At 63.8% G+C, this 21,425-nt stretch carries 16 protein-coding genes and 6 tRNA genes; 18 read left to right on the top strand and 4 right to left on the bottom strand.

The features are described from left to right. The first annotated feature begins 41 nt into the window (after window positions 1-41). On the top strand, window positions 42-2,057 hold the full coding sequence (gene uvrB, locus CAG46_RS12930) for an excinuclease ABC subunit UvrB (protein ID WP_085618189.1): 2,016 nt from the start codon (window positions 42-44) through the stop codon (window positions 2,055-2,057). 132 nt (window positions 2,058-2,189) lie between these two features. Here uvrB and CAG46_RS12935 read toward each other — a convergent pair whose 3' ends face one another. Both CAG46_RS12935 and CAG46_RS12940 read right to left on the bottom strand, forming a co-directional pair. Then, complete coding sequence (locus CAG46_RS12935) at window positions 2,190-3,740, bottom strand: MDR family MFS transporter (protein ID WP_085618191.1); 1,551 nt, start codon at window positions 3,738-3,740, stop codon at window positions 2,190-2,192. Beyond that, window positions 3,730-4,785 carry an HlyD family secretion protein gene (locus CAG46_RS12940; RefSeq protein ID WP_085618193.1) on the bottom strand — a complete coding sequence of 352 codons (1,056 nt, stop codon included), beginning with the start codon at window positions 4,783-4,785 and terminating at the stop codon, window positions 3,730-3,732. The genes CAG46_RS12935 and CAG46_RS12940 overlap by 11 nt, the downstream gene beginning before the upstream one ends. Before the next feature lie 143 nt (window positions 4,786-4,928). Here CAG46_RS12940 and gltX point away from each other — a divergent pair, with 143 nt between their 5' ends. The 12 genes from gltX to CAG46_RS13000 all read left to right on the top strand — a co-directional run bounded on the left by gltX (window position 4,929) and on the right by CAG46_RS13000 (window position 11,310). Continuing rightward, complete coding sequence (gene gltX, locus CAG46_RS12945) at window positions 4,929-6,410, top strand: glutamate--tRNA ligase (RefSeq protein WP_085618195.1); 1,482 nt, start codon at window positions 4,929-4,931, stop codon at window positions 6,408-6,410. A 289-nt stretch (window positions 6,411-6,699) separates the two neighbouring features. Then, a tRNA-Ala gene (locus CAG46_RS12950) sits at window positions 6,700-6,775 on the top strand. A gap of 72 nt (window positions 6,776-6,847) precedes the next feature. Continuing rightward, a tRNA-Glu gene (locus tag CAG46_RS12955) sits at window positions 6,848-6,923 on the top strand. A 53-nt stretch (window positions 6,924-6,976) separates the two neighbouring features. Continuing rightward, window positions 6,977-7,052, top strand: a tRNA-Ala gene (locus CAG46_RS12960). 43 nt (window positions 7,053-7,095) lie between these two features. Beyond that, window positions 7,096-7,171, top strand: a tRNA-Glu gene (locus CAG46_RS12965). Between the two features lie 60 nt (window positions 7,172-7,231). Beyond that, window positions 7,232-7,307: transfer RNA gene (locus CAG46_RS12970), tRNA-Ala, on the top strand. Window positions 7,308-7,349: 42 nt separating this feature from the next. Continuing rightward, window positions 7,350-7,425 (top strand) — tRNA-Glu (locus CAG46_RS12975). A gap of 173 nt (window positions 7,426-7,598) precedes the next feature. Next, window positions 7,599-8,138, top strand: coding sequence for a TetR/AcrR family transcriptional regulator (locus CAG46_RS12980; RefSeq protein WP_013971594.1), 540 nt, complete (start codon window positions 7,599-7,601; stop codon window positions 8,136-8,138). A gap of 15 nt (window positions 8,139-8,153) precedes the next feature. Next, window positions 8,154-8,987, top strand: coding sequence for an alpha/beta fold hydrolase (locus CAG46_RS12985; RefSeq protein ID WP_085593300.1), 834 nt, complete (start codon window positions 8,154-8,156; stop codon window positions 8,985-8,987). Window positions 8,988-9,174: 187 nt separating this feature from the next. Continuing rightward, on the top strand, window positions 9,175-9,609 hold the full coding sequence (locus tag CAG46_RS12990) for a thioesterase family protein (RefSeq protein WP_046617041.1): 435 nt from the start codon (window positions 9,175-9,177) through the stop codon (window positions 9,607-9,609). A 51-nt stretch (window positions 9,610-9,660) separates the two neighbouring features. Further along, a complete protein-coding gene (locus CAG46_RS12995) occupies window positions 9,661-10,632 on the top strand; it encodes a tRNA-dihydrouridine synthase (RefSeq protein WP_085618197.1) in 972 nt (323 codons plus the stop codon). Between the two features lie 234 nt (window positions 10,633-10,866). Continuing rightward, on the top strand, window positions 10,867-11,310 hold the full coding sequence (locus CAG46_RS13000) for an Hsp20 family protein (protein ID WP_084785084.1): 444 nt from the start codon (window positions 10,867-10,869) through the stop codon (window positions 11,308-11,310). Between the two features lie 208 nt (window positions 11,311-11,518). Here CAG46_RS13000 and CAG46_RS13005 read toward each other — a convergent pair whose 3' ends face one another. Both CAG46_RS13005 and CAG46_RS13010 read right to left on the bottom strand, forming a co-directional pair. Beyond that, a complete protein-coding gene (locus tag CAG46_RS13005; RefSeq protein ID WP_085618199.1) occupies window positions 11,519-14,815 on the bottom strand; it encodes a PAS domain S-box protein in 3,297 nt (1,098 codons plus the stop codon). Between the two features lie 62 nt (window positions 14,816-14,877). Further along, window positions 14,878-15,756, bottom strand: coding sequence for a LysR family transcriptional regulator (locus CAG46_RS13010; RefSeq protein ID WP_025338235.1), 879 nt, complete (start codon window positions 15,754-15,756; stop codon window positions 14,878-14,880). A gap of 131 nt (window positions 15,757-15,887) precedes the next feature. Between CAG46_RS13010 and leuC the strand changes: the two genes are divergently transcribed. From leuC to asd, 5 genes are all read left to right on the top strand, one after another. Continuing rightward, window positions 15,888-17,321 (top strand): 3-isopropylmalate dehydratase large subunit, encoded by a 1,434-nt coding sequence (gene leuC / locus CAG46_RS13015; RefSeq protein WP_025338236.1) that lies wholly within the window; start codon window positions 15,888-15,890, stop codon window positions 17,319-17,321. Then, complete coding sequence (gene leuD, locus CAG46_RS13020) at window positions 17,318-17,962, top strand: 3-isopropylmalate dehydratase small subunit (RefSeq protein ID WP_015269431.1); 645 nt, start codon at window positions 17,318-17,320, stop codon at window positions 17,960-17,962. The genes leuC and leuD overlap by 4 nt, the downstream gene beginning before the upstream one ends. 147 nt (window positions 17,963-18,109) lie before the next feature. Beyond that, a complete protein-coding gene (locus CAG46_RS13025) occupies window positions 18,110-18,874 on the top strand; it encodes a class I SAM-dependent methyltransferase (RefSeq protein ID WP_085618201.1) in 765 nt (254 codons plus the stop codon). Between the two features lie 54 nt (window positions 18,875-18,928). Further along, window positions 18,929-20,011, top strand: a complete 1,083-nt coding sequence (gene leuB / locus CAG46_RS13030; protein WP_025338238.1) for a 3-isopropylmalate dehydrogenase — start codon at window positions 18,929-18,931, stop codon at window positions 20,009-20,011. 63 nt (window positions 20,012-20,074) lie between these two features. After that, entirely contained in the window at window positions 20,075-21,187 is a 1,113-nt protein-coding gene (asd, locus tag CAG46_RS13035) for an aspartate-semialdehyde dehydrogenase (protein WP_003260268.1), read from the top strand. Window positions 21,188-21,425 lie beyond the last annotated feature (238 nt).

Consider the following 21,425-nt stretch of genomic DNA (forward strand, 5'->3'; position numbering starts at 1 on the left):
CTGGCTAAATTTACAGTTGCTGCAACACCGCGAGGTCTGTCATGTCCGAGTTCCAGCTCGTCACCCGTTTCCAGCCGGCCGGCGACCAGCCCGAGGCCATCCGCCAGATGGTCGAAGGTATCGAGGCGGGGCTGTCGCACCAGACGCTGCTCGGGGTGACCGGCTCGGGCAAGACCTTCAGCATCGCCAACGTCATTCAGCAGGTGCAGCGCCCGACCCTGGTGCTGGCGCCGAACAAGACCCTGGCCGCGCAGCTTTATGGCGAATTCAAGGCGTTCTTCCCCAACAATGCGGTGGAGTACTTCGTTTCCTACTACGACTACTACCAGCCTGAAGCCTACGTACCGTCGTCCGACACCTTCATCGAGAAGGACGCTTCGATCAACGACCACATCGAGCAGATGCGCCTGTCGGCGACCAAGGCATTGCTGGAGCGGCGTGACGCGATCATCGTCACCACCGTGTCGTGCATCTACGGCCTGGGCAGCCCCGAGACCTACCTGAAAATGGTCCTGCACGTGGACCGCGGCGACAAGCTCGACCAGCGCGCGCTGCTGCGCCGCCTGGCCGACCTGCAATACACACGCAACGAGATGGACTTTGCCCGCGCCACCTTCCGCGTGCGCGGCGATGTGATCGACATCTTCCCGGCCGAATCGGACCTCGAGGCCATCCGCATCGAACTGTTCGATGACGAGGTGGAGAACATCGCCGCCTTCGACCCGCTGACTGGCGAGGTCTTCCGCAAGCTGCCGCGTTTCACCTTCTACCCCAAGAGCCACTACGTCACCCCGCGGGAAACCCTGCTGGAGGCGGTGGAAGGCATCAAGGAAGAGCTCAAGGACCGCCTGGAGTACTTGCAGAAGGCCAACAAGCTGGTCGAGGCCCAGCGCCTGGAGCAACGCACCCGCTTCGATCTGGAGATGATCCTGGAGCTGGGCTACTGCAACGGCATCGAGAACTACTCGCGCTACCTGTCCGGGCGCCCGGCCGGGGCGCCGCCGCCCACCCTGTACGACTACCTGCCGCCCGATGCGCTGCTGGTGATCGACGAATCCCACGTCAGCGTTCCGCAAGTCGGCGCCATGTACAAGGGCGACCGCTCGCGCAAGGAAACCCTGGTCGAGTACGGCTTCCGCCTGCCTTCGGCGCTGGACAACCGGCCGATGCGTTTTGACGAGTGGGAAGATGTCAGCCCGCAGACCATCTTCGTGTCCGCCACCCCGGGCCCCTACGAGGGCGAGCACGCCGGGCGTGTGGTGGAGCAGGTGGTGCGCCCCACCGGCCTGGTCGACCCACAGGTGGAAGTACGCCCGGCGCTTACCCAGGTGGATGACCTGCTGTCGGAAATCCGCAAGCGCGTGGCACAGGGCGAGCGGGTGCTGGCCACCACGCTGACCAAGCGCATGGCCGAAGACCTCACCGACTACCTGGCCGACCACGACGTGCGGGTGCGTTACCTGCACTCGGACATCGACACCGTCGAGCGGGTGGAGATCATCCGCGACCTGCGCCTGGGTACCTTCGACGTGCTGGTGGGCATCAACCTGCTGCGTGAGGGCCTGGACATGCCCGAGGTGTCGCTGGTGGCGATCCTCGATGCCGACAAGGAAGGTTTCCTGCGCTCCGAGCGCTCGCTGATCCAGACCATCGGCCGTGCTGCGCGTAACCTCAATGGCCGGGCCATCCTGTATGCCGACAACATCACCGGTTCCATGCAGCGCGCCATCGACGAGACCGAGCGTCGTCGCGAGAAGCAGATCGCCTTCAACCAGGCCAATGGCATCGTGCCCAAAGGTGTGGTCAAGGACATCACCGACATCATGGAAGGCGCCACCGTGCCCGGCGCGCGCAGCAAGAAGCGCAAGGGCATGGCCAAGGCAGCGGAGGAGAGCGCCCGTTACGAGGCCGAGCTGCGCACGCCGGGCGAGATCACCAAGCGCATCAAGCAGCTGGAAGAGAAGATGATGCAGTTCGCCCGCGATCTGGAGTTCGAGGCCGCGGCGCAACTGCGCGACGAGATTGCCCAGCTGCGCGAGCGGTTGATTACCAGCTGATTTTTTTACTGCCTGCACTGGCCTCTTCGCGGGTAAACCCGCTCCCACAGGATCGCTGTAATCCTTGAGCTCTGCGCAGTACCTGTGGGAGCGGGTTTACCCGCGAAGAGGCCGGCTCAGGCGACAACCCATTCAGTGGGTCTCCCCAGCCTTCAGCCCCTCTGGCAACTTCCGCGTCAACAACACCGCCAGCATGCTCACCGCCAACCCGATCCCCACAAAGTGGAACGCATCGTTATAGGCCATGATCAACGCCTGCTGGTGAGTGATCTCGCTCAACTTGCCCAGCGCCGCATTGTCATTGCCCAGCCGCTCCGCCAGTTGCGCCAACCGCTCCGCCACCTGCGGGTTGCTCGGCACCACCGCCTCCCTCAGGTAATCGAAATACACCTTGGTCCGTGCATCCAGCAGGGTGGCCAGCAGCGCAATGCCGATCGCACCGCCCAGGTTACGCAGGATATTGAACAGGCTCGACGCCGAACCCGCATCCTGCGGCTGTATATACGCCGTGGCGATCAGCGAGATGGTCACCATGATCATTGGCTGGCCGATGGCACGGATGATCTGGATATGGTTGAACTGCGGCCCTGCAAAGTCCGGGTTGAGCACCCCCGAGCCGAAACTGGCGGCGCCGAACAGGCAGAACCCCAGGGCACACAACACCTTGGGCGACACCACTTTCATCAGTTGCGGCACCAGCGGGATCAGGAACAGCTGCGGGATACCCATCCACATGATCACCTCGCCGATCTGCAAGGCGTTGTAGCCCTGCACCTGCGCCAGGTACAGCGGCAGCAGGTAGATCGACCCGTACAAGCCCACCCCCATGCCCAGGCTGGCGATGCTCGACAGGCCAAAGTTGCGATTGCCGAGAATGCGCAGGTTGATCAGCGGGTGTGGCTTGGAAAACTGCAGAATCACGAAGGTGATCAGGCTGACCAGGGCGATGCTGCCCAGGCCGACGATCAGCTGCGACTCCAGCCAGTCCTTGCGGTGGCCTTCCTCCAGGAACACCTGCAGGCAGCCAAGCCCCAGGCCCAGGGTGACGATTCCGGCGTAATCGGTGCTTTTCAGCAGTTCCCAGTGCGCGTCCTTCTTTTCCAGCCCGTACAGCAGGCCGGCGATCATCACCAGGCCCGGCGGGATATTGATGTAGAAAATGTATTCCCAACCCCAGTTCTCGGTCAGCCAGCCGCCCAGGGTAGGGCCGATGGAGGGGGCGAAGGTGGCGGTCATGGCGAACATGGCCATGCCCTTGGCGCGGTGGTGTTCGGGCAGCTTGATCAGGGTCAGGGTGAAGGCCAGCGGGATCAACGCACCGCCGGTAAAACCCTGCAGGGCGCGGAACAGGATCATGCTCTCGAGGTTCCAGGCCATCGAGCATAACAGCGACGACAACAGGAAACCGCCGGATACCCACACCGCCAGGCGCCGCGCCGACAGCAGCTGCACCAGCCAGGCGGTGAGCGGGATCATGATGATCTCCGCGACCAGGTAAGAGGTGGAAATCCACGAGCCTTCCTCCAGCGTCGCCGACAGCGCGCCCTGGATGTCCTTGAGCGACGAGTTGGTGATCTGGATGTCCAGCACCGCCATGAAGGCGCCGAGCATCACGCTCATTACCGCGATCCAGTCGCGCCGGGTCGGCTCGGCGGTGGGCCTGAGCAGCTGGTCACCGGCCATTGTGGCCTTCGTCTTCGCTACGCAGGTCGACGGTGGCGGTCACCGACATGCCAGGGCGGATGCGCCCGTGCAGTGGGTTGTCGGCGCGGAAGGTCAGCTTGACCGGGATGCGCTGCACCACCTTGGTGAAGTTGCCGGTGGCGTTGTCGGGCGGCAGCAGGCTGAACTGCGCGCCGGAGGCGGCGAACAGGCTGTCGACCCGGCCTTCGATCGGTGTGTCGGGGTAGCTGTCGAACAGCAGTTCTGCACGCTGGCCGGGCTGCATGCGGCCGATCTGGGTTTCCTTGAAGTTGGCCTGCACCCAGATGTCTTCGTCCGGCACGATCGACAGCAGGTAGGCACCGGCCTGTACCACCTGGCCATTGCGCGCGTTGCGCTGGCCGATGCTGCCGCTGATCGGTGCGCGGATTTCGCAGCGGGTCAGGTTCAGTTCGGCCTGGGCCAGGTCGGCGCGGGCGTTGGCGATCTGCGCGTCGAGGCGCTTGAGCTCGGCGGCCAGCGCATTGACCTGCTGGCGCTGGCTTTGCAGGTCGGCACGGGCCTTGTCGACCTGCGAGCCGGCGACATGGCTGTCTGCGGACAGGGTGGTGACCCGCTCTTCCGATACGAAACCTGGCTTGCGCAACTTCTCGGCGCGGCTCAGGTCCAGGCGCGAGCGGTCGAAGGTGGCCTGGTTGGCCGCCACCTGGGCCTGGCCGGCGGCGATCAGGCTGGCTTGCTGGGTCAGGCGGCTTTGCGCCTGCACCTGTTCGGCTTCGCGGGTGGCCAGGGCGGCGCGGGCGCGTTGCACGGCCAGTTCGAAGTCGGCGGCCTCCAGGCGCACCAGCAGGTCGCCTTTCCTGACGTGCTGGTTGTCCTCGACCCGCACCTCGTCGATGCGTGCGCCCAACTGGCTGGAAATGCGCGTGATCTCGCCCTGTACGTAGGCGTTGTCGGTGCTTTCGTAGAAGCGGCCCTTGAAGTACCAGTGGCCCAGGAAGGCGAGGGCGATGACGGCCACCACGGTGAAGAAGACCAGCAGGCGGCGTTTGAGTTGGGCAGGCATGAGGACTATCGTTCCAGAAATGTAAATAAATTTAACAGCGGCACATGGCCGGTCGACAAGTGACGTTCGCGCCATTGCTGGAGCCCGGTGCCTGCCTCCTGCTAACATCCCGCCTTTGTTTCATCTTTCGTTCGAGACTCTCCATGACCACCGTACGCACGCGTATCGCGCCATCGCCTACCGGCGACCCCCATGTCGGCACCGCCTACATCGCCCTGTTCAACTACTGCTTTGCCAAGCAGCACGGCGGTGAGTTCATCCTGCGCATCGAAGACACCGACCAGCTGCGCTCCACGCGCGAGTCGGAACAGCAGATCTTCGATGCCCTGCGCTGGCTCGGCATCGAATGGAACGAAGGCCCGGACGTCGGCGGCCCGCACGGCCCGTACCGGCAGAGCGAGCGTGGCGAGATCTACGCCAGGTACGCCAAGGAGCTGGTTGACGCCGGCCATGCCTTCTACTGCTTCTGCACCGCCGAAGAGCTGGAGCAGATGCGCGCCGAGCAGCAAGCCCGTGGCGAAACCCCGCGCTACGACGGCCGCGCGCTGCTGCTGAGCGCCGAGGAAGTGCAGCGCCGCCTGGACGCTGGCGAGCCGCACGTGATCCGCATGAAAGTGCCGAGCGAAGGCGTGTGCGTGGTACCGGACATGCTGCGTGGCGATGTCGAGATCCCGTGGGACCGCATGGACATGCAGGTGCTGATGAAGAACGACGGCCTGCCGACGTACTTCCTGGCCAACGTGGTCGACGACCATCTGATGGGCATCACCCACGTGCTGCGCGGCGAAGAGTGGCTGCCATCGGCACCCAAGCTGATCAAGCTGTACGAATACTTCGGCTGGGAACAGCCCAAGCTGTGCTACATGCCGCTGCTGCGTAACCCGGACAAGTCCAAGCTGTCCAAGCGCAAGAACCCGACCTCGGTGACTTTCTACGAGCGCATGGGCTTCATGCCCGAGGCGATGCTCAACTACCTGGGCCGCATGGGCTGGTCCATGCCGGACGAGCGCGAGAAGTTCTCGCTGGCCGAGATGGTCGAGCACTTCGACCTGTCGCGTATCTCGCTGGGCGGCCCGATCTTCGACATCGAGAAGCTGTCCTGGCTGAACGGCCAGTGGCTGCGCGAACTGCCGGTCGAGGAGTTCGCCGCGCGCCTGCAGAAGTGGGCGTTCAACAGCGACTACATGATGAAGATCGCCCCGCACGTGCAGGGTCGGGTGGAAACCTTCAGCCAGGTTGCCCCGCTGGGTGGGTTCTTCTTCGAGGGCGCGCTGAAGCTGGACGCCAAGCTGTTCGAAAGCAAGAAGCTGTCGGCCGACCAGGTACGCCAGGTGATCCAGCTGATCCTGTGGAAGCTCGAAAGCCTGCGTCAGTGGGAAAAGGAGCGCATCACCGGTTGCATCCAGGCGGTGGTAGAGGCGTTGGAGCTGAAGCTGCGTGACGCCATGCCGCTGATGTTTGCCGCCATTACCGGCCAGGCCAGCTCGGTTTCGGTACTGGATGCCATGGAAATCCTTGGCCCGGACCTGACCCGCTTCCGCCTGCGCCAGGCCCTGGACCTGCTGGGTGGTGTGTCGAAGAAAGAAAACAAAGAGTGGGAAAAGCTGCTGGGCTCCATCGCCTGACAGTGGTCCCGAGGCTATAAGCCAAACCTGTGGGAGCGGGTTTACCCGCGAATACGATGGTGCGTTTTCCGTCGCATTCGCGGGTAAACCCGCTCCCACAGGGCTCACTGTTCAGTTTTGGCAAGGGCAGGGCGGTAAGTGATTGTTATCTGTGAAAAATTTTTTGAATATTTTGAAAAATTCGTTTGACAGCCCTGCAATCCGATCTTAATATGCGCCCCGTCCACAGCGATGAACGAAAACGAAACGCCAGGCACCCAGCCAGCGCTTCGGTTCAAAGCGACATTGTGGGGCTATAGCTCAGCTGGGAGAGCGCCTGCATGGCATGCAGGAGGTCAGCGGTTCGATCCCGCTTAGCTCCACCAAATTCCGTCTGGCAGCCAAGGCTGTCGGGCAAGACCGGGTCCAGCAACCGGGTCTTGAAGGTAAGAAGGTTCGTCCCCTTCGTCTAGTGGCCTAGGACACCGCCCTTTCACGGCGGTAACAGGGGTTCGAGTCCCCTAGGGGACGCCAGTTTTGCACAAGCGATGTTTCAGGATGTCGCTGGGCCGAGAGGCTAGAAATCCGGGGCTATAGCTCAGCTGGGAGAGCGCCTGCATGGCATGCAGGAGGTCAGCGGTTCGATCCCGCTTAGCTCCACCAATTTTTGCCGCGATTCGCGTTGGCGGATCGGCACGAGGGTTACGTCCCCTTCGTCTAGTGGCCTAGGACACCGCCCTTTCACGGCGGTAACAGGGGTTCGAGTCCCCTAGGGGACGCCACTTTTCCTGCGTTTTGCAGGGCTTTAAAGGCTCGTCGATTACTGATGAGCCTTTTGTTTCGGGGCTATAGCTCAGCTGGGAGAGCGCCTGCATGGCATGCAGGAGGTCAGCGGTTCGATCCCGCTTAGCTCCACCATTTCTGCCGCGGTTCGCGCAAGCGGATCGGCACGAAGGTTACGTCCCCTTCGTCTAGTGGCCTAGGACACCGCCCTTTCACGGCGGTAACAGGGGTTCGAGTCCCCTAGGGGACGCCACGTTTACCCGCGTTTTGCGGGACTTTTAAGGCTCATTCGATTATTGAATGGGCCTTTTGTTTTTCTTCCCTACTCAAAATTTCGCGACCGACAGGCGGCCGCGGATTCTGCTTGCAAAAAAATATTATGCGAATAATATTTCGATCATCATATTTTGATCGGCGAGTGGCCTGATGAGCGACAAGAAGAGCAGAACCCGCGAACGCATCCTCGAGGCGGCGCGAAGTGCGCTGATCCAGCACGGCCCGGCCGAGCCCAGCGTCAGCCAGGTCATGGGGGCGGCAGGCCTGACCGTCGGTGGCTTCTACGCCCATTTCGACAGCAAGGACGAGTTGATGCTCGAAGCGTTCCGCCAGTTGCTGGGCGAGCGCCGCGCCTTGCTCGCGCAGATCGACCCCAGCCTCGATGGCGCCGGGCGGCGGGCGCTGGCCAGTGCCTTCTACCTGTCGCGCAAGCACCGTGATGCCGAAGTGCATGCCTGCCCGCTGCCCAACTCGCTGGGCGAGATGCAGCGCCTGCCGGAGGCCTTCCGCGAGGTGCTGGCCGAGCACATCGAGTTGATGGCAGCCGCCATGGTCGACCGCCCCGAGGACGCCGACAAGGCCTTGGCCGACCTGGCCCTGATGGTTGGCGGCCTGGCGCTGGCCCGTGCCCTGGGCACCAGCGAGCTGTCTGATCGTATTCTGCGCGCCGCCAAATCGGCGGTGCTTTAACCCTGGAGCATGGCGATGACTACCCTGAGCTGGATTCGTGGTGTCAATGGCACCCTGGGCCGCCTGGCCCCCGAGCACGTCGCGGGCAAGATGCGCCGTGCCTTCATGACCCCGCGCAACCTGCCGCCACGGGATTGGGAGTTGCCCGTGCTGGCCAGCGCCGAGCGCATCACCCTGCGCTTCGGCTTGTCGGCCTTGCGCTGGGGCAAGGGGCCGACCGTGTTGCTGATGCACGGCTGGGAAGGGCGCCCGACCCAGTTTGCCGCGTTGATCGAAACCTTGGTCCAGGCCGGGCATACCGTGGTGTCGCTGGAGGGGCCGGGGCATGGGCGTTCGCCCGGCGAGCAGGCAAATGTGGTGCTGTTTGCCCGAGCGCTGCTGGAGGCTGCCGCCGAACTGCCGCCGCTGCGCGCGGTTATTGGCCATTCAATGGGCGGCGCCAGTGTATTGCTGGCCCTGCAGATGGGGCTGCGCACAGAGGCAGCGGTCAGCATTGCCGCTCCGGCGCGGCTGTTGGGCGTACTGCGTGGCTTTGCCCATCGCCTGGGGTTGCCGGCGCGGGCGCGGGCGGCATTCATCCGCCAGGTGGAGCGGGATGTGGGCATGCAGATTGCGCGGCTGGATGTGACGGGTTATCAGCTGGAGTTGCCTGGGCTGGTGGTGCATGCCGCCGATGATGCGTTGGTGGCAGCCGATGAGGCCCAGGTCATCCACAAGGCCTGGTTCGATAGCCGCCTGATGCTGCTGGAGGCGGGTGGCCACCAGCGGGTGCTGTCCGATCCGCGCCTGAGTGCAGCGGTGCTGGAGCTGCTGGCCCGGGCTGGCGCACCAGCGCGGCAAAGTGCCTGAGCATCCGTTACACTCGGTACGACTCCGGGGCTGCTGCGCAGCCCTTTCGCGACACAAGGCCGCTCCCACAGGGACCGCGAAACCCCCAGGCTTGCGCGGTCCCTGTGGGAGCGGCCTTGTGTCGCGAAAGGGGCGCAACGCGCCCCCGGCTATTTCAAATTTATGCACCGTTTTCACAGGAGTGTGCATGAGCTGGGACCTGGCAACACCTTTCGTCATCGACCTGCGCGTCGGCAGCGAGGATATCGACGGCCTTGGCCACGCCAACAACGCGGTCTACGTCACCTGGCTGGAGCGCTGCGCCTGGCGCCACTCCCAGCGCCTGGGCCTGGACCTGGCCGAATATCGCCGGCTGGACCGGGCCATGGCCGTGGTGCGCCACGAAATCGACTACCTGGCCGCTGCCTACGAGGACGACGAACTGCAACTGGCCACCTGGATCATCGACTGGGACCAGCGCCTGCGCATGACCCGGCGCTTCCAGCTCAAGCGCCCGCGCGACGGCGTGACCTTGCTGCGCGCCCAGACCACCTTTGCCTGCATCGAGCTGTCCAGCGGCAAGCCCAGGCGCATGCCGGCGGAGTTCCTCGACGGTTACGGCCCGGCGCTGATCGGCGCCTGAAACACCGGCAATTTTTGTTAGACTGCCGGCTTTTTCCGCCGAGACCCCGACATGCAAATTGCCCTGGCCCCCATGGAGGGGCTGGTCGACAACATCCTGCGCGACGTGCTGACCCGCGTGGGCGGTATCGACTGGTGCGTCACCGAGTTCATTCGCGTGTGCGACCGCCTGCTGCCGCCTTCCTCGTTCGACAAGCTGGCACCCGAGTTGCGCAATGGTGCGCGGACTGCCGCAGGGGTGCCCATGCGTGTGCAGCTGTTGGGCTCGGATCCTGTGTGCCTGGCGGAAAACGCCGCGCTGGCCTGCGAGTTGGGCGCGCCGGTGATCGACCTGAACTTTGGTTGCCCGGCCAAGACCGTGAACAAGTCGCGTGGTGGAGCGGTGCTGCTCAAGGAGCCGGAACTGCTGCACGCCATTGTGCGTGAAGTGCGCCGGGCCGTGCCGGCGGATATCCCGGTCACCTCGAAGATGCGCCTGGGTTTTGACAGCCCCGATGGTGCGCTGGAGTGTGCCACGGCGCTGGCCGAAGGCGGTTCGGCGCACCTGGTGGTGCATGCGCGGACCAAGGTCGAGGGCTACAAGCCGCCGGCCCACTGGGAGTGGGTGGCGCGGGTGCAGGATGTGGTCAAGGTGCCCGTGTTCGCCAATGGCGAGATCTGGACCGTGGACGACTGGCGGCGTTGTCGTGAGGTCAGTGGCGCCGAAGACATCATGCTGGGCCGTGGGCTGGTTTCGCGCCCCGACCTGGGGCTGCAGATTGCCGCGGCGCGTGACGGGCGGGAGTACCAGCCGATGAGCTGGGACGACCTGCTGCCGTTGCTGCGCGAGTTCTGGCGCCAGGCCCAGGCCAAGTTGTCGCCGCGCTATGCGCCGGGGCGGATGAAGCAGTGGCTGGCGATGCTGACCCGCAGTTATCCCGAAGCGGTTGTGCTGTTTGCCGAGTTGCGGCGGGAGGATGACTGTGCGCGGATCAGCCGGTTGCTGGGGGTTGAGGCGGTTTCCTTGGAGGCTTGTGTTGCCTGATCCGGCCCTTTCGCGGGCTCGCCCGCTCCCACAGGTTCGGCGCAGGTTTTGGAATGTGTGAGCTCCCTGTGGGAGCGGGTTTACCCGCGAAGAGGCCATCAAGCCCAACGCGGGAATCCAGATTTTTTCTGCTCCCCCCTTGAAAGCATTTCCCTCGGCCATATCTCTTGAGTACGCGATGCCGAAGTCGGGTCGCGTAATGACTTACTTGCTGAATCTCAGGAGTTCATGACCATGACCACCGCTTTCTCTCTCGCTCCACTGTTCCGCCATTCCGTTGGTTTCGACCGTTTCAACGACCTGTTCGAATCCGCGGCACGTAACGAGGCCGGTAGCAGCTACCCGCCCTACAACGTGGAAAAGCATGGCGATGACCACTACCGCATCGTGGTTGCTGCAGCCGGTTTCCAGGAAGAGGACCTCGACCTGCAGGTTGAAAAAGGTGTCCTGACCGTGACCGGTGGCAAGCGCGACAATGGCGCTGCTGAAGTGACCTACCTGCATCAGGGTATCGCGCAGCGCGCCTTCAAGCTGTCGTTCCGCCTGGCCGACCATATCGAAGTCAAGGCCGCCGGCCTGGCCAATGGCCTGCTCAGCATCGACCTGCTGCGCATCGTGCCTGAAGAAGCCAAGGCCAAGCGCATTCCGATCAACGGCGACAAGCCAGCGCTGAACTGATCGTGTAGATGTGAAAAAGGGCACCTCCAGGGGTGCCCTTTTTATTGTGATCGCCTGAAGGCCGGCTTCCTTGTGGGAGCGGCCTTGCGTCGCGAAAGGGCTGCGCAGCAGCCCCGGCAATGCTGCAGGATGGCTGAGATCCTGGGGCCGCTGCGCGACCCTTTCGCGACGCAAGGCCGCTCCCACAGGAATCGCATCCGCATCGGTTTCAGTAATCCGCCGGCGCCTCCAGCAACATCTGCCGGAACTCCGGCAACGGCAGCGGCCGGCTGTGCAAGTACCCCTGGTACAGGTGGCACCCCAGCCGTTCCAGGAACTCCAGCTGTTCGGTCAGCTCCACCCCTTCGGCAATCACCGCCAGGTCCAGGCTGCGGGCCATGGCGACGATGGCGCGGACGATTTCGGCGTCGTTGGGGTCCACCGGTGCATCGCGCACGAAGGTCTGGTCGATCTTCAGCGCATCCACTGGCAGGCGTTTCAGGTAAGTCAGCGAGGAATAACCGGTGCCGAAGTCATCCATGGCAAAGCTCACCCCGTAGCGCTTCAGTTCGCGCATCTTGCTGATGGTGTCTTCCAGGTTCTGGATCACGATGCCTTCGGTAATTTCCAGCTTGAGCATCTGCCGTGGCAGGCGGTAATCGTCCAGGCTGCGCAGCACCCGCCCGACAAAGTCATTCTGGCGGAACTGCCGTGGGCTGATGTTCACGCACAGGCTGAAATCATCGGCGTCGATCAGCCCGTCGCCGAGCATGCGCGCGCAGGCATCGCAAGCTTCGTCGAGGATCCAGCTGCCAACTTCCAGGATCAGGCCGCTTTCTTCCAGCACCTGAATGAATTGCGCGGGCGGCTGCTGACCCAGTTGCGGATGGTGCCAGCGCAGCAGTACCTCGGCGCCGACGATGCGGTTGTCGCGGGCATCCACCTGTGGCTGGAAGTGCAGCGCCAGCTCGCCGCGGGCCAGGGCCAGGCGCAGGTCGTTTTCCATGCGCAGGCGCTCGCTGGCAGCCTTCTGCATTGTGGTATGGAACAGCTGGGTGGTGTTGCGCCCGGAGTCCTTGGCCCGGTACAGGGCGATATCGGCACGCTTGAGCAGGTCGGCCGGGGTGGCGCCGTGGTCAGGGATCAGCGCCACGCCGATGCTGGGTGTCACCTGCAGGCGCTGGCCGTCCAGCGACATCGGCTCGGCCAGCAGTTCGCGCAGGGTGTCGGCCAGCCCGCGGACTTTCTCTTCGACCAGCTCGCGGCTGCCTTCCAGGCCGCTGAGCAATACCACGAACTCGTCGCCACCCAGGCGCGCCACGGTGTCTTCCAGGCGCACGCTGGCTTCCAGCCGCGCGGTGATGATCTTCAGCACCGTGTCGCCCACCGGGTGGCCCAGCGAGTCGTTGATGTGCTTGAAGTGGTCGAGGTCAAGGAACAGCAGGGCGCCGCGCAGGTTGTGGCGCCTGAGCAGGGCGATCTGCTGGCTCAGGCGGTCCATCAGCAGGGCACGGTTGGGCAGGTTGGTCAGCGGGTCGTGGTAGGCCAGGTGGCGAATCTGTGCCTGGGCGTTTTTCAGCTGGCTGACATCGCGGGCGGTTACCAGCAGGCAGTCCACCTCATTGAGGGTGATCGGCTCCACCGACACTTCCACGGTGAGGATGTCGCCGCGCTTGTTGCGCCCGAGCATCTCGCGATGATGCACCCGGCCACGCTCGCGCAACTCGGCCAGCAGGGCGCTGCGCTGCTTGTCGTCGGCCCAGATGCCGATCTCGTACACCGTGCGGCCGACCACGTCGGCGGCGTTGTAGCCGGTCAGGCGGCAGAAACCGTCGTTGATTTCCAGGTAGCGACCGCTGTAGCGTTCGGTGATGGTAATGGCGTCAGGGCTGGAGTGGAAGGCCTTGGCAAACTTCTCCTCGCTGGACTTCAGCGCCGCCTCGGCGCGCTGCTGCTGGGTGATGTCGCGCAGGGTGGTAACACTGCAAGGCTGGTCATCGACGGTGATGAGGCGGCTGGAAATCACGCAGGTCAGCGGTGCGCCATTGCGGTGGTTGACCACCACGGCGACGTTGCTCAGGGCCTGCTCGCGGATTACCCGCTCGATGCGTTGCGCGCGCTCGACTGACTCCGCCCACAGGCCGATTTCCTCGGCAGTGCGGCCGATCACCTGGTCGGTGCCCCAGCCGAAGGTCTGGGTGAACGCCGGGTTGATCTCGATGAACTGGCCAGTGTCCTGGCGAGTGACGCAGATCGGGTCGGGGCTGACCTGGAACAGGCTGGCGAACTTCTCTTCCGAGGCGCTCAGGCGCTGTTCGCGTTCCACCTGGTCGGTGATGTCGAGCAAGGTGCCAGCCATGCGCAGCGGGTTGCCCTGCTCGTCGCGGTACAGCCGGGCGCGGCTTTCGATGTAGCGCGAGATGCCGTTCTCCAGTTGTACCCGGTAGGTGATCTGGTAGTTGCCGGCAGGCCCTTCGCGCAGGCTGCGGTAGGCCTGGCGCATCGAGTTGCGCTCCTGCTCCGGTACCCCTTCGAAAAACGCGTCGAACGATTCGTGAAAGGGAATGGGCGGCAGGCCGTGGAGCTGTGCGGCCCGGGCCGAGCCGTAGAGCATGCCGCTGGGGATATGCCAGTCCCAGGTGCCCAGCTGTGCCGAGTCCAGGGCCAGGTCCAGGCGCTCCTGGCTGTCCTTCAGCGCCTGCTCGGCGCGCTTGCGTTCGGTAGTGTCGACGAAGGTGCTGATCAGATAGGTCACGCCTTCCAGCTCGATGCCCTGGGTGCAGAGGATGCCGTCATGCACCTTGCCGCTGATGGCGCGGAACTGCACCTCGAGAATCAGCGGGCCACTGTTGGCCCGGGTCGATTCCAGCATCTGGTGGCGCTGTTCGGGGTTGACCCACAGGCCCAGTTCCAGGCTGGTCTTGCCGATCACCTGGCTGCCGGGCCAGCCGAACATGTCTTCGAAGTGCTGGTTGACCTCGAAGATCATGCCGTCGTGGCGGCGGGTGAGCAAAATGGCATTGGGGCTGAGGTGGAACAGGGTGGCGAAGCGTTTTTCCGAATTGATCAGCGCCGTTTCCCGCTCGCGTTGGCGGGTGATTTCACGGATCACCCCGATCATCTGCGGCCGGCCGTTCGGGTCGTGGGTCAGGCTGCCGTTGATCTCCAGCCAGTGCAGGCTGCCGTCCGGCCAGCGGATACGGTGGCGCATGGCCTGTTCTACCGGTTCGCCGTTGAACACTGCCTGGAACACCTGGCGTGTACGCGCGCGGTCTTCCTCGGGCAGCAGGTCGAGGTAGTCGACATCGGCGGGGAGCGGGCGCTGCGGGTCGAAGCCGAACAGGGCCTGGGTGCCCCGTGACCAGCTGACCCGGCCGCTTTCGATATCCCATAGCCAGGCCCCCAGCCGTGCGCCGTTGAGCGCGGCCAGCAGTTGCGGGGCGTTCTGCCAGGCCTGCTCGGACTCCTGAGGGTCGGCCGCAGGTATGCGCGGCAGGCGCAAAAAGCGATTCGCTGATTTGGGCATCGGTACCAGACCTTTGGCGTGTGACGCGTCCTTGGAGGTGGCAATACCGGGCTGACGACCGGTCAGGCGGGCCCTGCGTGGCTGTCGAGCAGGGCCATGAATGCCCTGGCCGCGTTCGATAGCGTACGCTCCGTGTGCAAAATGTAGCCTAGCTGGCGTGACAGCTGTATGCCCGGCAAGGCGATGGGTGCAACCTGTTCGTCGAGCATGGTGCGCGGCAGCACGCTCCAGGCCAGGCCGATCGACACCATCATCTTGATGGTTTCCAGATAGTTGGTGCTCATGGCGATGTTCGGCGTCAGGCCCTGGCTTTCGAACAGGCGCTGGACAATATGGTGGGTAAAGGTGTTGCCGCCGGGGAACACGGCCGGGTGGCGGGCGACGTCGGCCAGGCTGACCGTATGGTTGTTGGCCAGCGGGTGCTCGGGGGCGGCGACGAAGTCCAGGGCGTCGTCCCACACCGGCACGGCCTTGACCAGGTGGTGCGGCTCGGGCGCCAGGGTGATAACGGCAATCTCGGCGCGGCCATGGAGGATTTCGTCGTAGGCCTGTTCCGAATCCATGAACTGAATATCCAGCGCCACTGCCGGGTATTCCCGAGTGAAAGCCCGCAATAGCGGGGGAAGGCGGTGCAAGCCGATATGGTGGCTGGTGGCAAGGGTCAGGCGACCACTCACTTCACCGGTCAAATTGGTCAGTGCGCGCCGGGTATCATCGAGGACGTTGAGGATCTGATAGGCACGGGGCAGCAAGGCGCGGCCGGCCTCGGTCAGGGTCACCTCGCGGCCCAGCCGGTCGAACAGGCGTACATCCAGTTGCTGTTCCAGCCCGGCGATGCGTTTGCTGACGGCCGGTTGGGTCAGGAACAGGCGGTCGGCTGCCCCGGAAAAGCTACCGGTTTCGGCAATCGCGATGAAGGCGCTAAGGTTCGCCAGATCCATAGGGTTGTATTCCTGTTGGTTATCCAAAGCATAAAAATTATGAATTTGAGTTATTCAATTTAACCCCCTAGCATCGACCGCACAAGCCAAGGGGTCTTTGGCATAGAAAGACGCTGATGAGGAACAGTCTGATGGCTGGCAAAACGCTCTACGACAAACTCTGGGAAGCCCATGAGGTCAAGCGCCGCGATGACGGCTCGTCCTTGATCTACATCGACCGTCACATCATCCACGAAGTGACGTCGCCCCAGGCCTTCGAAGGCCTGCGCCTGGCCAACCGCAAACCCTGGCGCATCGACACCAACATCGCCACGCCGGACCACAACGTGCCGACCACGCCAGAGCGCAAGGGCGGTATCGAGGCCATCGTCGACCAGGTGTCGCGCCTGCAGGTGCAGACCCTCGACGAGAACTGTGACGAATACGGCATCGTCGAATTCAAGATGAATGACGAGCGTCAAGGCATCGTCCACGTCATCAGCCCGGAGCAGGGTGCCACCTTGCCTGGCATGACCGTGGTCTGCGGTGACTCGCACACCTCCACCCACGGCGCCTTCGGTGCCCTGGCCCACGGCATCGGCACCTCCGAGGTAGAGCACGTGCTCGCTACCCAGTGCCTGGTCGCCAAGAAGATGAAGAACATGCTGGTGCGCGTGGAAGGCCAGTTGCCTGCCGGCGTTACCGCCAAGGACATCGTCCTGGCCGTGATCGGCAAGATCGGTACTGCCGGTGGTAACGGCCACGCCATGGAATTTGCTGGCAGCGCCATCCGCGAATTGTCGATGGAAGGCCGCATGACCATCTGCAACATGTCCATCGAAGCCGGTGCCCGCGTAGGCCTTGTAGCGGTGGACGACACCACCGTTGCCTATGTCGAAGGCCGCCCGTACGCGCCGAAGGGCGAGCAGTGGAAGCAGGCGGTCGAAGCCTGGAAAGGCCTGGTTTCCGACGCTGATGCGGTGTTCGACACCGTGGTCGAGCTCGACGCTGCGCAAATCAAGCCGCAGGTCAGCTGGGGCACCTCGCCGGAGATGGTCCTCGCCGTCGACCAGCGCGTGCCGGACCCGGCTGCCGAGCCTGACCTGATCAAGCGTGGTTCGATCGAGCGTGCTCTCAAGTACATGGGCCTCGCCGCCAACCAGGCGATTACCGATATCAAGCTCGACCGCGTATTCATCGGTTCGTGCACCAACTCGCGCATCGAAGACCTGCGCGCCGCTGCCGAAATCGCCAAGGGCCGCAAGGTCGCTGCCAACGTCAAGCAGGCGCTGGTGGTACCGGGCTCGGGCCTGGTCAAGGCCCAGGCCGAGCGTGAAGGCCTGGACAAGATCTTCCTCGAAGCTGGTTTCGAATGGCGTGAACCAGGCTGCTCGATGTGCCTGGCGATGAACCCGGACCGCCTGGAGAGCGGCGAGCACTGCGCGTCCACCTCCAACCGCAACTTCGAAGGCCGTCAGGGTGCCGGTGGCCGTACCCACCTGGTCAGCCCGGCCATGGCCGCCGCCGCCGCGGTGACCGGCCACTTCATCGATGTCCGCGAGTTGATCCAAGGGAGCGCAGCATGAAAGCCTTTACCCAGCACACTGGCCTCGTCGCGCCGTTGGACCGTGCCAACGTCGACACCGACCAGATCATCCCCAAGCAGTTCCTCAAGTCGATCAAGCGCACCGGCTTCGGCCCCAACCTGTTCGACGAGTGGCGTTACCTGGATGTGGGCCAGCCTTACCAGGACAACAGCAAGCGCCCGTTGAACAAGGAGTTCGTGCTCAACCACGAACGCTACCAAGGTGCCAGCGTGTTGCTGGCGCGGGAGAACTTCGGTTGCGGCTCCAGCCGTGAGCACGCCCCATGGGCGCTGGACGAGTACGGCTTCCGCAGCGTGATCGCGCCGAGCTTTGCCGACATCTTCTTCAACAACAGCTTCAAGAACGGCTTGCTGCCGATCATCCTCAGCGACGAGGAAGTCGACGAGCTGTTCAAGCAGGTCGAAGCCATTCCGGGCTATCAGCTGACCATCGACCTGCAGGCGCAGGCGGTGACCCGTCCGGATGGCAAGGTGCTGCACTTCGAGATCGATGCGTTCCGCAAGCACTGCCTGCTCAACGGCCTGGACGACATCGGCCTGACCCTGCAGGACAGCGATGCGATCAAGGCCTTCGAAGGCAAGCACCGCGCCGGGCAGCCTTGGCTGTTCCGTGATGCCTGAATGATTTAGTTGGGTTTGCTGGCCTCATCGCCGGCAAGCCAGCTCCCACAGGAACTCCACAGGTCTGAAGACTGTGGGTTCTCTGTGGGAGCTGGCTTGCCGGCGATAGGGCCAGTAGAGACAACCCGAAACCAGAAGGATCGATACATGACCAGCACCCAGCACACCGATGTGGTCCAACGCCAGTTCGGCGAACAGGCCAGCGCCTACCTCAGCAGCGCCGTGCACGCCCAGGGCAGTGAATTCGCCCTGCTGCAGGCCGCGCTGGCGGGGCAGGGCCATGCCCGCGTGCTGGACCTGGGCTGCGGCGCCGGTCATGTCAGCTTCCACGTCGCTCCGTTGGCCGCCGAAGTGGTCGCCTACGACCTCTCGCAGGCCATGCTCGACGTGGTCGCCAGTGCCGCCGCCGAGCGCGGCCTGGCCAATATCACCACCGAGCGCGGTGCGGCCGAACGCCTGCCGTTCGCCGACGCTTCGTTCGACTTCGTCTTCAGCCGCTACTCGGCCCACCACTGGAGCGACCTGGGTCTGGCCCTGCGCGAAGTGCGCCGGGTGCTCAAGCCGGGTGGCGTGGCGGCGTTCATCGATGTGATGTCGCCGGGCAGCCCGCTGCTCGACACCTACCTGCAAACGGTCGAAGTACTGCGCGACACCAGCCACGTGCGCGATTATTCCGCCGCCGAATGGCAGCGCCAGGTCAGCGAGGCTGGCCTGCATGTACGCAGCCACACCCGCCAGCCGCTGCGCCTGGAGTTTTCCAGCTGGGTCGAGCGCATGCGCACCCCCGAGCCAATGCGCGTGGCAATTCGCCAATTGCAGCAAGCCATGGGTGAAGAAGTGCGGCAGTATTACCAGATTGAGGCCGATGGTTCGTTCAGCACCGATGTGCTGGTGTTGTGGGCCGAGCGTTAAGAACTTTTCGGTGGGGCCCGCTTGGCCGCACCGCGTGATTGGATAGAGGAAAGCATGAGCAAGCAGATTCTGATTCTCCCAGGTGACGGTATCGGCCCGGAAATCATGGCCGAGGCGGTCAAGGTGCTGGAGCTGGCCAACGACAAGTTCCAGCTCGGCTTCAGCCTGGAGCACGACGTGATCGGTGGTGCCGCCATCGACAAGCACGGCGTACCGCTGGCCGACGAGACCCTGGAGCGTGCGCGCAAGGCCGATGCCGTGCTGCTGGGCGCCGTGGGCGGGCCGAAGTGGGACAAGATCGAGCGTGACATCCGCCCCGAGCGCGGCCTGCTGAAAATCCGTTCGCAACTGGGCCTGTTCGCCAACCTGCGCCCGGCCATCCTCTACCCGCAACTGGCCGATGCCTCGTCGCTCAAGCCAGAGATCGTTTCCGGCCTGGACATCCTCATCGTCCGTGAGCTGACCGGCGGTATCTACTTCGGTGCCCCGCGTGGCCAGCGCGAGCTGGAAAACGGCGAGCGCCAGGCCTACGACACCCTGCCGTACAGCGAAAGCGAAGTGCGCCGCATTGCCCGTGTCGGCTTCGACATGGCCCGCGTGCGTGGCAAGAAGCTGTGCTCGGTGGACAAGGCCAACGTCCTGGCTTCCAGCCAGCTGTGGCGTGAAGTGGTCGAGGACGTGGCCAAGGACTACCCGGATGTGGAACTGAGCCACATGTACGTCGACAACGCCGCCATGCAGTTGGTGCGCGCGCCCAAGCAGTTCGATGTGATGGTGACCGACAACATGTTCGGTGACATTCTGTCGGATGAGGCTTCCATGCTGACCGGTTCCATCGGCATGCTGCCTTCGGCGTCGCTGGATGCCGACAACAAGGGCATGTACGAACCGTGCCACGGCTCGGCGCCGGACATCGCAGGCCTTGGCATCGCCAACCCGCTGGCGACCATCCTGTCGGTGTCGATGATGCTGCGTTACAGCTTCAATCAGTCGGCTGCCGCCGAGGCGATCGAGAAGGCCGTGAGCCTGGTCCTGGACCAGGGCCTGCGCACCGGCGACATCTTCTCGGAAGGCTGCCGCAAAGTTGGTACGCAGGAAATGGGCGACGCAGTAGTCGCAGCGCTGCGGAATCTGTAATCTCTCTGGCCCGCCACCCAAAATTCCCGGTGGCGGCCCACTTTTAGCAAAGGTGTAGTTGCGATGAAACGTGTAGGTCTGATCGGTTGGCGCGGTATGGTCGGTTCCGTGCTCATGCAGCGGATGCTGGAGGAGCAGGATTTCGACCTCATCGAGCCGGTGTTCTTCACCACCTCCAATGTTGGCGGCCAGGGCCCGAACGTGGGCAAGGATACAGCTCCGCTCAAGGACGCTTATTCGATTGAAGAACTCAAGACCCTCGACGTGATCCTGACCTGCCAGGGTGGCGACTACACCAACGAGGTCTTCCCCAAGCTGCGTGAAGCCGGCTGGCAGGGTTACTGGATCGACGCCGCCTCGTCCCTGCGCATGCAGGATGACGCGGTGATCATCCTCGACCCGGTCAACCGCAAGGTCATCGACCAGCAGCTGGACGCGGGCACCAAGAACTACATCGGCGGCAACTGCACCGTCAGCCTGATGCTGATGGGCCTGGGTGGCCTGTTCGAAGCCGGCCTGGTCGAGTGGATGAGCGCCATGACCTACCAGGCGGCCTCGGGTGCCGGCGCGCAGAACATGCGCGAGTTGATCAAGCAGATGGGTGCTACCCATGCTGCCGTTGCCGATGACCTGGCCAACCCGGCCAGCGCCATCCTCGACATCGACCGCAAGGTTGCCGAGACCATGCGCAGCGAAGCCTTCCCGACCGAGAACTTCGGCGTGCCGCTGGCTGGCAGCCTGATCCCGTGGATCGACAAGGAACTGCCGAACGGCCAGAGCCGTGAAGAGTGGAAGGCCCAGGCCGAGACCAACAAGATCCTCGGCCGCTTCAAGAGCCCGATCCCGGTCGACGGCATCTGCGTGCGCATCGGCGCCATGCGTTGCCACAGCCAGGCGCTGACCATCAAGCTGAACAAGGACGTGCCGCTGGCCGACATCGAAGGCATGATCAGCCAGCACAACCCTTGGGTGAAGCTGGTGCCTAACCAGCGTGAAATCAGCATGCAGGAACTGAGCCCGACCAAGGTTACCGGCACCCTGAACATCCCGGTTGGCCGCCTGCGCAAGCTGAACATGGGTTCCCAGTACCTGGGCGCGTTCACCGTAGGTGACCAGCTGCTGTGGGGCGCGGCCGAGCCGCTGCGTCGCATGCTGCGGATTCTGCTGGAGCGTTGATCGTTCCGGTTTGACCGAAAACCCGCGCTGGTGACAGCGCGGTTTTTTTATTTCCGATCCATCCCGGCCGGCCGGCCCGGCTCTTCTCTGCTTTGCTTTTGCTTTTGCTTTTGCTTCTAGGCGCGCGATAGTTCAGGCGCCGCCGATTGCGACTTCAGGAGGCCGAGCGAAGGGACTGCGGAGGGAGGTGACGGGCATGGATGCCCGTCAAGCGCTGAGGCCCCATGGATGGGGCCTG

This window comes from Pseudomonas sp. B23(2017), assembly GCF_002113725.1.
In the GTDB taxonomy this organism is placed as follows: Bacteria; Pseudomonadota; Gammaproteobacteria; order Pseudomonadales; family Pseudomonadaceae; genus Aquipseudomonas; species Aquipseudomonas putida_Z.

Coding starts and splice junctions, on each gene's coding strand:
- asd (WP_003260268.1), top strand. CDS start 20,075: ATGAAACGTGTAGGTCTGATCGGTTGGCGCGGTATGGTCGGTTCCGTG.
- CAG46_RS13025 (WP_085618201.1), top strand. CDS start 18,110: ATGACCAGCACCCAGCACACCGATGTGGTCCAACGCCAGTTCGGCGAA.
- leuB (WP_025338238.1), top strand. CDS start 18,929: ATGAGCAAGCAGATTCTGATTCTCCCAGGTGACGGTATCGGCCCGGAA.
- uvrB (WP_085618189.1), top strand. CDS start 42: ATGTCCGAGTTCCAGCTCGTCACCCGTTTCCAGCCGGCCGGCGACCAG.
- CAG46_RS13005 (WP_085618199.1), bottom strand. CDS start 14,815: ATGCCCAAATCAGCGAATCGCTTTTTGCGCCTGCCGCGCATACCTGCG.
- CAG46_RS13010 (WP_025338235.1), bottom strand. CDS start 15,756: ATGGATCTGGCGAACCTTAGCGCCTTCATCGCGATTGCCGAAACCGGT.
- leuD (WP_015269431.1), top strand. CDS start 17,318: ATGAAAGCCTTTACCCAGCACACTGGCCTCGTCGCGCCGTTGGACCGT.
- leuC (WP_025338236.1), top strand. CDS start 15,888: ATGGCTGGCAAAACGCTCTACGACAAACTCTGGGAAGCCCATGAGGTC.
- CAG46_RS12990 (WP_046617041.1), top strand. CDS start 9,175: ATGAGCTGGGACCTGGCAACACCTTTCGTCATCGACCTGCGCGTCGGC.
- CAG46_RS13000 (WP_084785084.1), top strand. CDS start 10,867: ATGACCACCGCTTTCTCTCTCGCTCCACTGTTCCGCCATTCCGTTGGT.
- gltX (WP_085618195.1), top strand. CDS start 4,929: ATGACCACCGTACGCACGCGTATCGCGCCATCGCCTACCGGCGACCCC.
- CAG46_RS12935 (WP_085618191.1), bottom strand. CDS start 3,740: ATGGCCGGTGACCAGCTGCTCAGGCCCACCGCCGAGCCGACCCGGCGC.
- CAG46_RS12995 (WP_085618197.1), top strand. CDS start 9,661: ATGCAAATTGCCCTGGCCCCCATGGAGGGGCTGGTCGACAACATCCTG.
- CAG46_RS12985 (WP_085593300.1), top strand. CDS start 8,154: ATGACTACCCTGAGCTGGATTCGTGGTGTCAATGGCACCCTGGGCCGC.
- CAG46_RS12940 (WP_085618193.1), bottom strand. CDS start 4,785: ATGCCTGCCCAACTCAAACGCCGCCTGCTGGTCTTCTTCACCGTGGTG.
- CAG46_RS12980 (WP_013971594.1), top strand. CDS start 7,599: ATGAGCGACAAGAAGAGCAGAACCCGCGAACGCATCCTCGAGGCGGCG.